This window comes from Dermabacter sp. Marseille-Q3180, assembly GCF_940792985.1.
Classification (GTDB): domain Bacteria; phylum Actinomycetota; class Actinomycetes; order Actinomycetales; family Dermabacteraceae; genus Dermabacter; species Dermabacter vaginalis.
The window spans coordinates 86680-102582 of sequence record NZ_CALNWU010000002.1; the positions used below are offsets into that span (position 1 = coordinate 86680).

General features: G+C 62.5%; 13 protein-coding genes. 5 read left to right on the plus strand and 8 right to left on the minus strand.

All coding sequences use genetic code 11. The features are described 5' to 3' along the window. Nucleotides 1-52: 52 nt before the first annotated feature. Nucleotides 53-823: a type 1 glutamine amidotransferase gene (locus tag NBW56_RS07060; protein WP_250258601.1), complete on the plus strand. Its 771-nt coding sequence runs from the start codon at nt 53-55 to the stop codon at nt 821-823. Nucleotides 824-984: 161 nt separating this feature from the next. Here the strand turns inward: NBW56_RS07060 and NBW56_RS07065 are convergent, their stop codons facing one another. The 5 genes from NBW56_RS07065 to gcvT all read right to left on the minus strand — a co-directional run bounded on the left by NBW56_RS07065 (nt 985) and on the right by gcvT (nt 8179). After that, on the minus strand, nt 985-2133 hold the full coding sequence (locus tag NBW56_RS07065) for a glycosyltransferase family 4 protein (protein WP_502799331.1): 1149 nt from the start codon (nt 2131-2133) through the stop codon (nt 985-987). A 111-nt stretch (nt 2134-2244) separates the two neighbouring features. After that, complete coding sequence (locus tag NBW56_RS07070) at nt 2245-3468, minus strand: cobalamin-independent methionine synthase II family protein (RefSeq protein WP_250258603.1); 1224 nt, start codon at nt 3466-3468, stop codon at nt 2245-2247. 125 nt (nt 3469-3593) lie between these two features. After that, nucleotides 3594-6587: an aminomethyl-transferring glycine dehydrogenase gene (gcvP, locus tag NBW56_RS07075; RefSeq protein ID WP_250258604.1), complete on the minus strand. Its 2994-nt coding sequence runs from the start codon at nt 6585-6587 to the stop codon at nt 3594-3596. 23 nt (nt 6588-6610) lie between these two features. Continuing rightward, complete coding sequence (gene gcvH / locus NBW56_RS07080; RefSeq protein ID WP_250258605.1) at nt 6611-6979, minus strand: glycine cleavage system protein GcvH; 369 nt, start codon at nt 6977-6979, stop codon at nt 6611-6613. Between the two features lie 78 nt (nt 6980-7057). Continuing rightward, on the minus strand, nt 7058-8179 hold the full coding sequence (gene gcvT / locus NBW56_RS07085) for a glycine cleavage system aminomethyltransferase GcvT (protein WP_250258606.1): 1122 nt from the start codon (nt 8177-8179) through the stop codon (nt 7058-7060). 159 nt (nt 8180-8338) lie between these two features. On the opposite strand from gcvT, the gene NBW56_RS07090 reads away from it, so the two are divergent. Continuing rightward, nucleotides 8339-8878: a GNAT family N-acetyltransferase gene (locus NBW56_RS07090; RefSeq protein WP_250258607.1), complete on the plus strand. Its 540-nt coding sequence runs from the start codon at nt 8339-8341 to the stop codon at nt 8876-8878. 18 nt (nt 8879-8896) lie between these two features. Here the strand turns inward: NBW56_RS07090 and NBW56_RS07095 are convergent, their stop codons facing one another. Genes NBW56_RS07095 through NBW56_RS07105 form a run of 3 tightly spaced genes read right to left on the minus strand, consistent with a single transcriptional unit; the run spans nt 8897 to nt 11801 of the window. Beyond that, complete coding sequence (locus NBW56_RS07095; protein ID WP_250258608.1) at nt 8897-9685, minus strand: SIR2 family NAD-dependent protein deacylase; 789 nt, start codon at nt 9683-9685, stop codon at nt 8897-8899. 8 nt (nt 9686-9693) lie between these two features. After that, nucleotides 9694-10794, minus strand: coding sequence for a tryptophan--tRNA ligase (gene trpS, locus NBW56_RS07100; protein ID WP_250258609.1), 1101 nt, complete (start codon nt 10792-10794; stop codon nt 9694-9696). 5 nt (nt 10795-10799) lie between these two features. Continuing rightward, the gene (locus NBW56_RS07105) at nt 10800-11801 is read right to left on the minus strand and encodes a LacI family DNA-binding transcriptional regulator (protein WP_250258610.1); all 1002 of its coding nucleotides are present in this window, start codon (nt 11799-11801) and stop codon (nt 10800-10802) included. Nucleotides 11802-12006: 205 nt separating this feature from the next. Here NBW56_RS07105 and NBW56_RS07110 point away from each other — a divergent pair, with 205 nt between their 5' ends. From NBW56_RS07110 to NBW56_RS07120, 3 genes are all read left to right on the plus strand, one after another. Continuing rightward, nucleotides 12007-13278 (plus strand): sugar ABC transporter substrate-binding protein, encoded by a 1272-nt coding sequence (locus tag NBW56_RS07110; protein WP_250258611.1) that lies wholly within the window; start codon nt 12007-12009, stop codon nt 13276-13278. A gap of 118 nt (nt 13279-13396) precedes the next feature. Beyond that, the gene (locus tag NBW56_RS07115) at nt 13397-14980 is read left to right on the plus strand and encodes an ABC transporter permease subunit (RefSeq protein ID WP_250258612.1); all 1584 of its coding nucleotides are present in this window, start codon (nt 13397-13399) and stop codon (nt 14978-14980) included. 24 nt (nt 14981-15004) lie between these two features. Next, a complete protein-coding gene (locus tag NBW56_RS07120) occupies nt 15005-15901 on the plus strand; it encodes a sugar ABC transporter permease (RefSeq protein WP_065247589.1) in 897 nt (298 codons plus the stop codon). The last annotated feature ends 2 nt before the right edge of the window (nt 15902-15903 follow it).

Here is a 15903-nt window from a genome sequence, read left to right on the forward strand (position 1 = left end):
CGAAAGTCCTCCAAGTACGTCGCACGGAGTTTGTCTCCTGTATAACGGGGACATGGGAAACAATGTGCGCGAAACACTGACGGTCATTCAGCACGAAGATGATTGCCCGCCGGGCTTGCTCGAAGGCCTTGCGCGCAGATCAGGCCTCGCCCTCGCGCTCGTGCGCCCCTACCGCGGCGAGCCACTCCCCTCGTTCGACAGCCTCGCCTCCACCTCGCAAGGCCTCGTGATCCTCGGAGGCGGGCCCGGCCCTCTCCAAGACGAGCGCTACGATTGGCTCGCACCGTGCCGCCAACTGTGCCTCGATACCCTCGAGGAAAGTTTTCCCCTGTTGGGGATTTGCCTCGGCGAGGAACTTCTCGGAGCGGCGCTTGGAAGTGCGATCACGCGAAGGCCGAAGCCTGCCGTCGGACTGCGCACAGTACTGCCCGAGCCCGCCGCCGCAACCGATCCGCTCTTTGCCCGCGCCGAGGTTCGTGCACCGCACCAAGCATTTCAGGCCTTCCAATGGCACCAGGACGAAGTTTCGGCGCTCCCGAGTGCAACCCCGAGCGGCGCACCGATCGTGCCCCTCGCTCGCGATGAGGAGGGCCGAATCGAGGCCTTCCGCGCGGGGAAGGCGGCATGGGGCGTGCAGTTTCATCCCGAAATTACGCCCGCGATTGCCACGAGATGGGCGACCACGAGCGCGCTCACGCCGAGTGATCGTGATCCCGAGTCGTTCGCGCGTGAGATCGAGAGGTGGCGCGGCTCGAACCAGGGAGTCGATGCCCCCGTGCGCCTCCTCGACGCCTTTGTGAGGTTTGCCTGCTCCGCTCGCTAAATGCCCGGCCGCGTTACCGTTCTACGGCAATCCCGGCTTGGCGCTCTACCTCCACCTTTGAGGGTGGAGAACATGCCGAGGCCATGAGGTACTCGGCCTGCCCTCACACGGTGACCTTCACATTGGTACGGAAGGCGAGTGGCACGGGAGAAGGGCGAGCGTTACGCGGCGTGCGCGGCCTCGTGAAGACGCGCCGCCTCGCGATAAAAGCCGAGAAGCTGCTCCGCGAGAACGGGCCACGTCCGCTGCCGCACCGATTCCTGCGCAGCTGCAGCGAAATGCGCGCGTTTCGTGTCGTCACCGAGAAGATCCTCGACGTACGCGCGAAGCTCCTCAAGCTTGCCGGGCGTGTAAAGCCAACCCGTGTGCGAGTGGTCGATGAGGTCGATCGGGCCACCCGAGCGAGGAGCGATCGCGGGAAGGCCTGAGGCCATGGCCTCTTGGATCGTCTGGCAGAACGTCTCGAGCTCACCCGTATGCACGAAGAGGTCGCACGAGGCAACGATTTCTGCGAGTTCGGCTCCCTTCTTGAAGCCCGCAAAATAGGCGCCTGGCATGGCAGAACGAAGCTGCGCCTCGAGGGGCCCCTCCCCCACGATCACGAGACGCACATTCGGCATCGACTCGAGAATGGCGAGGTCGTCTACCTGCTTTTCGGCGGCAAGACGCCCCACGTACACGACGAGTTTCTCACCATTCGGAGCGAGGCGCTTACGAAGCTTCTCGCTGCGGCGCGTGGGCGAGAACTGCGAAGTATCAACTCCGCGTCGCCAAATCTGCACGCGCTCAATGCCGTGCTCGACGATCTGATTGCGGGTGCTCGAGGAGGGCGCGAGATTGATCTCGCAGCGGTTATGAATGTCGCGAAGGAACATCCACATCGCTTCTTCGAGCACGGGAGCGCCGTATTTGCGCGTGTAGCCCGGGAGGTCGGTTTGGTAGATGGCGACCGTGGGGATGCCACGCTTGACGGCGGCCTTCGAGGCGGCGTTACCGAGGAGGGCCGGGCACGCGAGGTGCACGACGTCGGGATGAAAATCGTCGATAATCGAACGAATCCGGTAGTTCGTGGTCGCGCTCATGCGCACCTGCCCGTACCCCATCATCGGTAGTGACAGCACGGGTATGACCGGCACACGTTCCGCGCCGAACGTTAGTTCGTTCGGGATACCCGGGGCGCCTGGCGCGACGATCCTGACCTCGTGGCCGGAGCGCGCAAAGCACTCGACAACCCTGAGCACCGAGTTGGTGACGCCATTCATGTGCGGAAGGAACGATTCGGCAACGACGAGGATTTTCACGTTCCTCATTGTGTCCCTCGGGAGCAACGGCCGTGGGAAAGACACGTGTCGGACACGTAACGGGGGCGTGAACGCTGCGCGTCACGCCCCCGTTTTCTCGGTGATTTCCCGCCTAAAAACTCAGTATTTCGCCGAAGCGATGCCCGCACCTTCCACGAGGCTTTCGAGCTTCGCCCACGCGATCTCCGGATGGATACGGCCACCGAGACCACAGTCGGTCGAGGCAATCACGCGCTCGGGGCCCACGATGTCGGCAAAACGCTCGATGCGCTGCGCGACGAGTTCCGGATGCTCGACGACGTTGGTCGAGTGCGAAACGATGCCGGGCACGATCACGCAATCCTCAGGGAGCGTGACATCCTTCCACACGACCCACTCGTGCTCGTGGCGCACGTTCGCCGCCTCGAACGAGTAGTACTTTGCGTTGACCTCGAGCATGAGTTCCGCGAGGTACTTGAACTCAAAGTCCGTGACGTGCGGGCCGTGCCACGAACCCCAGCACGTGTGCAGACGCACGAGCTCGCGCGGGATACCGTCGATCGCGCGGTTGATCGCCTCCACGCGCTTCTTCGTGAACGCGAGGTAGTCCTCAACGCTTGGCTCCGGATTGATCTGGTCAAAGTTCTCGGCAAGCGACGGATCATCGATCTGGATCTGGATGCCCGCATCGGTGATGGCCTTGTATTCGGGGCGCATCACGTCAACCCACGCATCGAGGAACGCGTCCGGGTCGCCGTAGTACTCGTCGTGGATGCGCGCGCCCGAGCCCGGCGAAAGGGTCGAGAGGTAGCCCTGCTTGTAGCCCGACTTCTCAAGTGCGTGCGAGAAGTTCGTGATGTCGTTCGCGCACAGCTCCTTGCCGAGCTCAGAGAACGCTACCTTGCCGGTGGCCGCGGGGACGATGAAGGTTTCCGGCTTGTCGTTAGTCGTGGGAACACCCGTAACCGGGTCAGCGTAGGCACCGGGGAAGAGACTGCGGTCGCGGCGATCATCGAAGCTCGTGAGCACGATGTTGCCCGGCTCACTTCGATGCGGCTCGGCGTTGAAGAAATCGGTTCCCGTGAGCTCAAGCCCCTCGGTGCGGTCGTAGATGTACGACCACCACGAGCCGTAGTTGATGGCCGAGCCCATCGCCTTGCCGTATTCGCCATCGCCCGGTACCGAAATGCCAATCTCCTTCTGGCGAGCAACGACGCCATCCACGGCATCGGCGAGAACACGCTCAAACTCAGGCGACTTTTTCGGGGTGAAGCCGTCGGCCTCTAGTTCCCTGTTGTAGTTCGCGTCGATCAATTCCTGGGTGCGCGGAAGCGAGCCCGCGTGTGTGGTGAGTATCTCTGTCATGGTCATCAATCTACGAGAATTCCGGAACCGGCCAAAACTTCCGTTCACGATCGTTCATTTTGTGGACCCCACACGCAAAAGTGGGGGCGTCCCCGAAGGAACGCCCCCACTCTCACATCGCGCTATCAGCCCTGGTCGTAGGCATCAAGCGGCTGGCACGAGCACACGAGGTTGCGGTCGCCGTACGCCTGGTCAATGCGCCTCACGGGCGGCCAGTACTTCGCCTGGTACTGCATCTGCTGCGTCATGTGGAAGTCCGGGTCGTAGCCGGCTTCGCTCGCAGCGTTCACGCCCGGGTACACCGCCTCGTCGCGCGAGTAAGGGTGATCCCACTCTTCACGCGACACGGAGTACGCGGTGTGCGGGGCATTCACGAGCGGATTGTCGTCCTTTGGCCATTCGCCCGACACCACCTTCTCGGCCTCATCGGCGATGCGGTGCATCGCGAGGATGAAGCGTTCGATCTCCCACAGATCCTCCGATTCGGTCGGCTCGATCATGAGGGTGCCCGCAACGGGGAAGCTCATGGTCGGCGCGTGGAAACCGTAGTCGATGAGGCGCTTGGCGACGTCGTCGACGGTGATCCCCGTTCGGTCCGTGAAGGGGCGCAGGTCCACGATGCACTCGTGTGCCACGAGCCCGTTCTCACCACGGTAGAGAATCTCGAATTTTTCGCCGAGCCTCTTCGCCATGTAGTTCGCGGCGAGCACCGCCGAGGCGGTCGCATGGCGCAGACCCTTCGCACCCATGAGGCGGATGTAGGTCCACGGGATCGGGAGGATCGACGGGGAACCGTACGGCGCCTGCGACACGGGCGCGCCACCGTGGGTGCGGTCTGCGCCGCCGATCACCGGGTGTTCGGGGTTCTGCATGTCCGGGTGACCCGGTAGGAACGGCGCGAGGTGGGCCTTCGCCGCAACGGGGCCGACGCCCGGCCCACCACCACCGTGCGGAATGCAGAACGTCTTGTGCAGGTTCAAGTGCGAGACGTCGCCGCCGAATTCACCCGGCTTCGCTACTTCGAGGAGCGCGTTGAGGTTGGCGCCATCGACGTACACCTGACCGCCAGCATCGTGCACGAGCTGCGTGATCGTGCGAACCTCGGATTCGTACACGCCGTGGGTCGACGGATACGTGATCATGATGCACGCGAGTTCATCGGCGTGATCCTTGATCTTCTGCTTGAGGTCGTCAAGGTCCACGTTGCCGTTGGCATCGCTCGCAACGACCACGACGCGCAGGCCCGCGAGCACCGCGGAGGCAGCGTTCGTCCCGTGCGCTGAGCTCGGCACCAGGCACACGGTTCGCGCCGACTCGCCGCGGCTCGCGTGGTAAGCACGGATCGCGAGAAGGCCCGCATACTCGCCCTGCGAGCCGGCGTTCGGCTGAAGCGAGACGGTGTCGTAGCCCGTGACATCCGCGAGCCAAGTCTCGAGCTGCGTAATGAGTTCAACGTAACCTTTGACGTCGCTCGCGGGAGCCGCGGGGTGGATCGCGTTGAACTCCGGCCAGGTGACCGCGGCCATTTCGGTAGCGGCGTTGAGCTTCATCGTGCACGAGCCGAGCGGAATCATGCCACGATCGAGCGCGTAGTCCTTGTCCGCGAGACGGCGCAGATAGCGCATCATCGCGGTCTCGGAACGGAACGAGTTGAACACGGGGGCCTCGAGGTAGGTCGAGGTTCGCGCGAGTTCACCCCAGGTTTCGCCGGGCTCAGTCCATTCCTCGAGCGCCACATCGCCCACGTGCGAGGGAGAGAACTGCGAGAAGACTTCGGCGATCTCGCGGAGCGCGCGAGGTGTCACGGTTTCATCGAGGCTCACGTGGATCGTGTCCGCATCCGGCTTGGCGACGAGAATGCCACGCTCATCGAACGCCTTGGCGATCTCTTCGGCCTTGCCGTTGACGCTCACTTCGATCGTGTCGAAGAACGTCTCGTGCTTCAGCTGGAAGCCATTGGAGGTCAGCCATGAGGCGAGCGAGGCGGTGCGGCCCGCGACTTCGCTCGCGATCTGCTTGAGGCCATCCGGGCCGTGATACACGGCGTACATCGACGCCATGACCGCGAGGAGCACCTGCGCCGTGCAGATGTTGCTCGTCGCCTTCTCACGGCGAATGTGCTGCTCGCGGGTCTGGAGCGCGAGGCGGTAGGCAGGGCTACCTTCCGCATCAAGTGAGATGCCCACGAGTCGGCCGGGGATCTGACGCTCAAGGCCCTTCGTGACAGCCATGTAGCCCGCGTGCGGGCCACCGAAGCCGAGGGGAACGCCGAAGCGCTGCGAATTACCCACGGCGACATCGGCGCCGAGTTCACCCGGCGAGGCGAGGAGCGTGAGCGCGAGGAGGTCAGCGGCTACGACGGCTTTCGCTTTATTCGCCTTGACCGCGGCGATGACCTCGCGCGGATCCCACACTCGGCCCGAAGCGCCCGGGTACTGCAAAAGCGCACCGAAGTACTCGCCTTCGGGAGCGCCGTCCTTTGCGAAGTCGACGTCCTGAAGCTCGATGCCGACCGCTTCGGCACGGCCACCGAGCACTGCGCGAGTCGTGGGTAGAACGTCCGTGTCCACGAGGAACACGTTCGACTTGTTGCCTCGCGCCGCGCGACGCGCAAGCAGCATCGCCTCGGCGGCCGCGGTGGCCTCGTCGAGCATCGACGAGTTCGCGATCTCGAGATCGGTGAGGTCCCCGATCATGGTCTGGTAGTTGAGCAGCGCCTCGAGCCGGCCCTGCGAGATCTCGGGCTGGTAGGGCGTGTAGGCCGTGTACCAGGCGGGATTCTCAAGGATGTTTCGCTGGATGACCGAGGGCGTGTACGTGCCGTAATAGCCGTGGCCAATGAGCGAACGCTTCACGGTGTTCTTTTTCGCGAGCGCGCGCAGCTCTTCGAGAGCCTCGGCTTCGCTCGCCCCCTCGGGAAGCAAGGAATCCAGGCCCTCGTCGAGAAGGATCGTGCCGGGCACGGCCTTCTCGAGGAGCGCAGCGAGCGAGTCGAGACCAAGTGCCTCGAGCATGGTCTTTTGCGCGTCGCTCGTCGTACCAACATGGCGACGAACAAACGAGTGAAGACCTTCGATCGCCGAGTCGTCGACAGCGACGTTGCTGTGGTGTTCAGACATGAACGGGAAACTCCTCAATATTTTTACTTGCTGGTCAGTTCGGTGTATTCCTCAGCCGAGAGAAGGTCGTCGGGGGTCTCCGTAACCTTGACCTTGATGAGCCACGCCTCGCCGAAGGGATCCTCGTTAACCTTCTCCGGGCTCTCGACGACCTCCTCGTTCACCTCGGTGACCTCGCCCGAGAGCGGCGCGAACAGATCGGAAACCGACTTGGTCGATTCAATCTCACCCATCTCGGTGCCGGCCTCGACCTCTTCACCCACGGAGGGCAGGTCGACGTACACAACGTCGCCGAGCTGATCGGCAGCGAAGTCGGTCACGCCGATCGTTGCGGTGCCATCGCCCTCGTCGCGTACCCATTCGTGGTCCTTGCTGTACTTCAATTCCGACATCTTTGTTCCTTTCAGAGTGTGTGAAGCGTAACTTCGTGAAAATCCTACGGGCTGCCTCCTGGTAGGCAGCCTCACGCGCTACTTGCCGCGGGAGTAAAACGGGAGAGGTACGACGGTTGCCGGGAGCGCCTTGCCGCGCACGTCGATCGAAAGTTCCTGCCCCTCGTTCGCGAGGTGCGGCTCGACGTAAGCGAGGGCAATCGGGTAGCCGAGGGTCGGCGAGAGCGCACCGGAGGTCAGCTCGCCCACGTTTTCGCCATTCTCATCGCGAAGAGCGTAGCCAGCACGGCCAGCCCGACGACCGTCGGCCTTGAGGCCCACGAGAACCCGACGATCCGAGAAGTCCTTGCCCTCAAGCGCCTCGCGGCCCACGAACTCCCCCTTGGACTTGAAGGCGACAACACGGCCGAGTCCAGCCTGGGCGGGGACGATGTCGAGGGTCAGCTCGTGACCGTAGAGCGGCATGCCTGCTTCGAGGCGCAGGGTGTCGCGGCACGCGAGGCCGCACGGCTGGATATTTTCGCCGCCGATCTCGGCGAACGCCTCCCACGCCTTGATGCCGAGAGCGTTCGGAACGTAAATCTCGAAGCCGTCTTCGCCCGTGTAGCCGGTCCGGGCAAAGAAGATCTCCTCACCCTCAAACGTGCCCGCGAGCACGCGGTAGTACTTGAGAGCGTCAAGCGCGTCGAGGTCCACCTCAACGTCGCTGCGCTCGGCAAAGGCGCACACGATCGCGGCTGATTTCGGGCCCTGCACAGCAACGAGGGCGATCTCCTCGCTGCGATCAGTGACCTCCACATCGAAGCGCTCGGCGCGTTCCCTGAGAGTCTTCGCGTCCACGAGGCGGTTGCCCGCATTCGGGACAGTAAGGAAGCGGTCATCTGCGAGGCGGTAGACGATCAGGTCATCGATGATTCCGCCTTCTTCGCTCAAGAGAAGTGAGTACTTCGCGCGCCCCACCTCGAGCGAGCTGATCTTGCCCGCGAGTGCGTAATCGAGCGCAGCGCCGGCCTCGGGCCCCGTGAAGAACACCTCGCCCATGTGCGAGAGATCGAACTGGCCGGCGCGCTCGCGCACGGCGGCGTGTTCGGCGAGGTCCGAGGTATAGCGCACGGGCATGTTCCAGCCCGCAAAATCGGTGAACGAGGCGCCTTCGCGCTCGTGAACGGCGAACAGCGGGCTATTGATGAGCTCGGCCATCGGGTTTCCTGCCCTTTCTTGCGCGATTCTCGCGCGGTGTTTCCCGCGTCCTCGCGGGGTGTTCAGGTTGCGGTGACATGAACGCGACCGAAACTCAAGATGACTCACCTCAAGAGAGCACCTCGGAATGTCTCAGGCGTCACAGTTAAGCTAGTAGGCGTGAGACGCGAACAAGAACCCTATTGGCCGGTTCGGCTCCGCACCGAACGACTTCATATCCGGGAACCCGGAGAGGCGGACCGGGGCGACTACGTGCGACTCATGACCGACCCCTCGGCGAGTCGCTACCTCGGCGGTGCCGTTAACTTTGGCTCGCGGCAAGCCCTCGAGCTCTCGCCGCTCGGCAACACGTGGGGTGCATGGATCATTGCGCACGGCGCTACCGATCAGATGCTCGGCATCGCCAATCTCAGCTATGACAGAGGCGAGCTCGAAATTAACTACGCACTCCTCCCCGAGTTCGTGGGCCACGGGTACGCGCGCGAAGCTGTCGAGCGCATCATCGAGTTCGCGAAAGAGAACCTCGAGGAGCCCGTCATGATCGCGGTCGTGCAGACCTCGAACAAGCGCTCGGTCACGCAGCTCAAGAACATAGGTTTCCAGGTACGCCGAGGCCTCGAAGAATTCGGAAGCCAGCAACTCCTCATGGAGTATCCGCTGCACACGGGAGCCGAGCGATCGTCGGACCCCGAAGAGTGAAACCGGGGCGAAACGCGCCTAAAACGGGTCCAGGAAGGGATTGCGCCGTTCGCGCACCCGGTGTTCCGCCCACCGTGCGAGCACGGTGTGCGCGTCCTCCCGCACCACGTAGTCGAACACGCCCGCGAGTCGAGCCGAATCGGCGTACGGATCAATGCACACGGTCACCGCACCTGAGGCGCGCGCGAGCGGCGCAAGCAGCGAAGCCGGAGCGACGGTATTCGAGGTACCGACGGCGAGAAACACATCGCAATTGCGGGCGGCATGCTCTGAATATTCGAGCACACCACTCGGGAGCATTTCACCGAAGATGACGATGTCGGGCCGCGTCAGCGCACCGCATTCGGGGCACTCGCGCGGCACCCCGTAATGCTCGGGTTCCGACGGATCCCGGGTGTGGTCGAGATGCACCGCAAGGTGCGCGCGCCACGCACACGCGGGATTCAGGCACACGGCCTCACCCGCGCTCCCGTGAAGCTCGGCGACCTCATGCGAACCGGCGAACTGGTGAAGCCCGTCAACGTTCTGGGTCAGAATCGTGGCCTCGAGCGCGGCGAGAGCTCGGTGACCGGGGGTTGGGCCAGCAATGAGCGCCTTCTCGAAAACGCTCCCCCATACCCTCCACAGGATCGGGATGTTGCCCGGAAGGCGATCCACATCCATCGCTTCCTCGAGGTCGGGATTCTCTTCCCAGATACCTCCTGGTCCGCGGAATGTTGCGAGCCCCGCTGCGGCGCTCAGGCCCGCGCCGGTGAGGGCAACGACGCGCTCGTGGTGGGGCCGAAGTTCAAACTGACGAGTGCTCACGCGTGCGCTCAGTACCGCATACCCATGCGGTCACGAACCTCATCGAGGGTTTGCACCGCCTTTTCCCGTGCCCGCTCAGTTCCGGCGCGCAACACCTCAAAGAGGTAATCGGGGTGAGCCTCGAGTTCGGCGCGGCGTGCGCGCACGGGCTCAAGATGAGCGTTGAGGGCATCGGCGCACATCACCTTGAGCGTTCCTGCGCCTTTGTCGCCGATTTCTTCGGCGATCTCCTCGGGGGTGCGATCCGTGCACTCGGCCGTAATCGTCAGGAGATTCGACACCTCGGGACGGTTTTCGGGATCAAACGTAATGAGGCGCTCCGAGTCCGTCTTCGCCTTCTTGATCTTCTTCGCGGTTTCCGAGGCAGTCATCTTGAGCATGACCGAATTACCGCGCGACTTCGACATCTTGTCGCCATCGAGACCGAGGATGACCGCGGCCTTCGAGAGGAGCGCGTCGGGCTCCGGGAAGTACTTTTCCCCGCCCGCAAAGCGGTCGTTGAAGCGGCGCGCAATAAGGCGGGTTTGCTCGATGTGCGGGAGCTGGTCCTTGCCGACGGGCACCAGATTGCCGTGGCAGAAGAGGATGTCGGCGGCCTGGTGAACGGGGTAGGTGAGGAGGAGGCCGCCCATGGCGGTCTTGCCTGCGGCCTGCATCTCCGATTTCACGGTGGGGTTGCGCTCAAGCTCCGGCTGCGTGACGAGCGAAAGGAACGGAAGCATGAGCTGATTGAGTTCAGGAACCCCAGAGTGCGCGAAGATCGTTGCGCGTTCGGGGTCGATACCCGCCGCCAGGTAATCGGTGAGAAGCTCGCGCACCGAGCCTTTGATGTCGCCCGACACGTCGCGGTCGGTAATCACCTGGTAATCGGCAACAAGAAGCCAGGTCTCAACCCCCTGCTGCTGCAGTCGCACCCTGTTCTTGAGGGTGCCGAAGTAGTGGCCGATATGCAACGCACCTGTGGGGCGATCGCCCGTGAGCATGCGGAAGACCGACGGGTCCTTCGCGAGTTGCTCTTCCACCTGGGCATTGCGCCTTAGCGCCGCCTCGTAGGTCTTGTTCGGGATTTCGGCGATATGGGTCGTGGGGGCAGAGTCCGTGGTATTCACGCTTTTTAGCCTATCGTGTCTGCGGGCGGCGAGGTGGTTTGGCGAACCACGAGCTCCGGACGCACAACGAAAACCGCGCGCGGGGCTTGCCTCGACTCCCCCGCCGCACTGCTGACGTTGCGGATGGCCGTTCGCGCGATGGCCGGCACCGGCTGGCGAATCGTTGTGAGGGCGGGAGTGTGGTGCGCCGCGAGAGGAATATCGTCGTACCCCACGACCGACATGTCGGCGGGGACTCGCAAACCGAGATCGCGAATCGCCGCAATCGCACCGATCGCCATTTGGTCGCTTCCGCACACCATCGCGGTGCAGCCCTGATCGTAGAGTTCGAGGGCGGCCTGGTACCCACCCGCAAACGAAAAGTCGGTGTAGGCCACGCATCCATACTCGTGCGGCCAATACTCCTCGAAAGCCGCGACTTTCCCGCGCACTGGCCACGAGTGCTCATCCCCCACCGCGAGTCCCACACGTGCGTGTCCAAGATGCCGCAAGTGTTCGAGGGCAAGGAACACGGCTTTCGAGTCATCGGTGCTGATGAAGCTTGCGTCGAAGCCGGGCCTTACGCCGTTGACGAGGCAAAGCTTGATACCTCTCTTGGCGAGGGCCAAATAATGCTCGACACTCGTTTCATCGTGAGCGTGCTGACCAGAAACGAGCACGATTCCACGAGCGCCGGCGCGAATCAGTCGTTCCAATGACGCCGCCTCTTGCTCCTCGTTGCGGGCGTTGATGCTCACCAGGGTCTCGAGATCAGCGGCATAGGCCTCGGCTTCAAGCCGCTCGAGAAAGAGCGGGAAGATGGGGTTTTCCATGTTGGGCATGACGAGGCCCACGAGCGGGGCAACATCATCAAGCGCATCGTCCGTTCGGCCAAGTGAGCGGGCGACTGAAAGAACCTTGTCGCGCGTTGAGGCATTAACCCCGGGTTTTCCTGCAAGAACGCGCGAGACAGTCGCTTCGCTCACGTGGGCTTTGCGCGCGATGTCAATGAGTCGCACCTTTGCCATGCGATCCCTCCGAGCCGAAAATTCTCACGTGCGAGGGGCGCCTGTGCCAGAATTCCGCTCCCGCATGCGGAGAAAACCTTACTGCAAGATTCTTGCGATATTTCGGTTATTTTTGCACAGTTTTCGTTTCCCCGCTACTGTGAAACCACGACAGATCCCCGTCGCCCCGCGCATCCGCGGGACCACCATTTCAAAGGAGAACACGGTGAAGATTCGCCGCAAGACTTTCCTCGCTGCGAGCGCAGCAACCATCGGCGCTACCGCCCTTGCCGCCTGTGGCGGCAACAACTCGAACTCCGGCTCGTCAAACGCTTCTGATGGCGGCAAAGACGGCGCAGCCGAAGCACCCGAGCGCGCCGATGCGGACCTCGTCATCTGGACCGACGAAAAGAAGGCGAACTCACTGAAGGACGCCGCCAAGAAGTGGGGCGAAGCAAACGGCATGAGCGTCGCCGTGCAGATCGTTGCCACGGACCCGCAAGCAAACTTCATTACCGCGAACCAGGCCGGCAACGGCCCCGACATGATCCTCGCGGCCCACGACTGGATCGGTAACCTCATCCAGAACTCGGCGATCACCCCCGTGCAGCTGAGCGCCAAGGCGACTGAGAGCATCGACGAGATCGGCATGAAGGCCGCGACGTACGAGGGTCAGGTCTACGGCCTCCCCTACGCGGTCGAAACCCTCGTCCTTTACTCGAACAACGCCCTCACGGACGTTCCCGAGCCGAAGACCATCGAGGAACTCGTCGAAGCCGGCAAGGCCTCGGGCGCAGAGGATATCCTCTCCCTTCCGATTGGCGAAGAAGGCGACGCCTACCACATGGAGCCCCTTTACACCTCGGGCGGCGGCTACCTCTTCGGCAGGACCGCCGAGGGCGACCCGGATCCCTCGGATATCGGCGTGGGCAAGGAAGGCTCGATCGCTGCCGGCGAGAAGCTCAAGGAACTCGGTGCCGAGGGTGTTCTCAAGACCTCGATTACCGGCGAGAACTCGATCGCGCGCTTTACCGACGGCAAAGCCGCCTACCTCATCTCGGGCCCCTGGGCGCTCGCAGACATCCAGAAGGCCGGTATGGACTACACGATGAGTGCGATTCCCGGCTTCGAAGGCATGAACCCGGCCGAGCCGTTCGCTGGTGTCAACCTCTTCTTCGTTGCCGCGAGCGGTAAGAACGCGGTCAACGCCCAAACGTTCCTCCAGTCGATCGCCGAGGATTCGACCGTGATCGAGGAAATGTTCCCGATCAACCCGCTTCCCCCGGTCAACAAGGAAATCCAGAAGAAGCTCGCGGGCGAGCATCCCGACATGATCAAGAACGCCGAGCTCGCCTCGAAGGCGCTGCCGATGCCCGCGATCCCCGCGATGGCTGCCGTGTGGCAGCCGCTCGGCATTGCTCAAGCGAACATCGTCAAGGGTGCCGATCCCAAGGACGCCATGGAATCCGCAGGCGAGCAGATCAAGTCGCAGATCTGATCCCCGCGGGCAATCTCCCGTGACTCTCACGCGCGCGAGTGAGGCACTCGGCTTCGGCCCGTCGCCTTGCCCGCGCGCGTGACCCCGTACTTCGCCCCTCTAGGAAGGGTCCACGCCCATGACCGCAACGGATGCGCCCGCGTTCAAAGAACGCTCCACGTCGCTTTTGCCCCTGATCCTCAAGATTGTTTTCCTCGGCGCGGTTCTCGCCACCGCGTGCTGGCTTGTCCCCGTGCTGATCGGCCTCAAGCTGTGGATGTGGCTCGCGATCACCATCGTCGTCACGATCGCGATTTTCTGCATCTACTCGACTAAACGCTTTATCCCCGCGAAGTACATCTTCCCGGGAACGTTCTTCCTTCTGGTCTTTCTCATCACGCCTATCCTCCTCACCGTGAACTACTCGTTCACGAACTACGGTGACGGCACGCGCGGCACGAAGGAGCAGGCAATCGCTTCGATCACCGGCAATTCGGTGAAGGAAGTTGAGGGCTCGACGCGCTTCAACGCGAGCGTTGCGACGACCGGCACCGCCGCCGACGGCCCGTTCGAGCTGTATCTCGTGAATCCAGAAACGGGAGAGATCTTCCACGGAAGCACCGAGCAGCCGCTTGAGAAAGTCGATCCTGCCGACGTCAAGGTCGAGAATAAACGCGTCGTTGAGGCCGGTACGGGCGTCCAGATCCTCACAAACAAGGAGATCAACCAGGCAGGAAAGAAGGTCCTCGAGATCGCCGTTGAAAAGAGCGATACAGAGGCGATCCGCTTGCTCACTCCGACGATGGCCTTCGAGGGTACGAAGGTCATGCGCTATGACGAGGCGTCCGACACGATCAAGAACACCGAGACCGGTGAGACCTGGTCGGTCAAAAACGTGAACGGTAGCGATCGTTTCGTGAGCGATAAAACCGGTCAGGCCCTCTCCCAGGGCTGGCTTCAAGGAATCGGTCTCGATAACTACGCGCGCTTGTTCACCGATGCCAAAATCGGCGCGCAGTTCTTCCAGGTGTTCCTGTGGACCCTCGCCTTCGCATTCCTGAGCGTCGCCACGACGTTTATCTTGGGGCTTTTCCTCGCGCTCGTCCTCAACGACGACCGTCTCAAGGGCAAGCGACTGTACCGCTCCTTCTTGCTTCTCCCCTACGCGGTGCCGGGGTTCATTTCGCTCCTCATTTGGTCGAACTTCTACAACAAAGACTTCGGCCTCATCAACAATTTGTTGCACCTCGACATCAACTGGCTCGGTGATCCAACCATGGCGAAGGTTGCCGTGCTTCTCACGAACCTCTGGATGGGCTTCCCCTACATGTTCATTATTTGTACAGGCGCACTCCAGTCGATCCCCGAGGACATCAAGGAGGCCGCGCGCATCGATGGCGCGAGCCGTTTCCAAACAACCGTGAGGGTCATCGCCCCGCTCTTGCTCGTCGCGGTGGCACCACTTCTCGTCTCATCCTTCGCGTTCAACTTCAATAACTTCAATGCGATCCAGCTGCTCACGGCCGGTGGCCCGTTCATCGGAAACAACTACACCGCGGGTGGCACCGACATCCTGATCTCGATGATCTACCGCCTCGCCTTCGGCGGCTCCGGCGCCGATTTCGGCTTCGCTTCCGCGGTGTCGGTCGCACTGTTCTTCATCACGGGTCTGCTCGCCGCGCTGCAGTTCCGCGCGACGCGCGCGCTCGAGGACATCAACTAGGGCGCATGGGGTAGGAGAAAAACAATGGCTAAGAAAAATCCCGAAGGCTTCCAGCGCACCAACAAGATGCCGTTTGGTCACTGGTTCCTAGAAATCGGTTGGCGCCACCTCGTGGGCATCGGCGCGATGATTTTCGCGGCAATCCCGATCCTGTATGTCATTTCGGCGTCGCTCAATCCGCTTGGCACGGTGAGCTCGACCTCGGTGATCCCGACGCAGTTCAGTTTGGTGCACTTCGAGACTCTCCTGAGCGGCGCACGCGGAAACTTCTTGCAGTGGGCCCTGAATACGGTCATCGTCTGCGCGGTCGTGTCGTTCACGCAGATCTTTCTGTCGCTGCTTGCGAGCTACGCCTTCAGCCGAATGCGGTTCAAGGGCCGCCGCGGAGGTCTCCTCGCGCTCCTGCTCGTCATGATGTTCCCGGCGATCCTTTCGATGATTGCGGTGTACACGATGATCGCGGATCTCGGTCAGGCAATTCCCTTCCTTGGCCTCAACTCACTACCGGGCTACATCATCGTGATGCTCGGCGGTTCGCTCGGCCAGGTGTGGCTCATCAAGGGCTTCTTCGACACTGTTCCGAAGGAACTCGACGAAGCCGCCATCATTGATGGCGCGAGTCACTGGCAGGTGTTTTGGCGCATTCTCGTGCCGACCCTCACGCCTATTCTCGCGACCACCTTCGTGCTCTCCCTCGTGGGTGTCATGAGCGACTTCCTCCTCGGTTCGATCTTCCTCACGGATGACAGCAAGAAGACCCTCGCCGTGGGCCTTTACGGCATGCTGCAGGGTGACCGCTCGAACAACCTCGGCATCTTCGCCGCTGGCGCTGTGATGACGATGATCCCGGTCATCGCGTTGTATCAGTTCCTCCAGAAGTACATCGTGGGCGGTTCGACCGCCGGCGCGGTGAAGGGCTGATC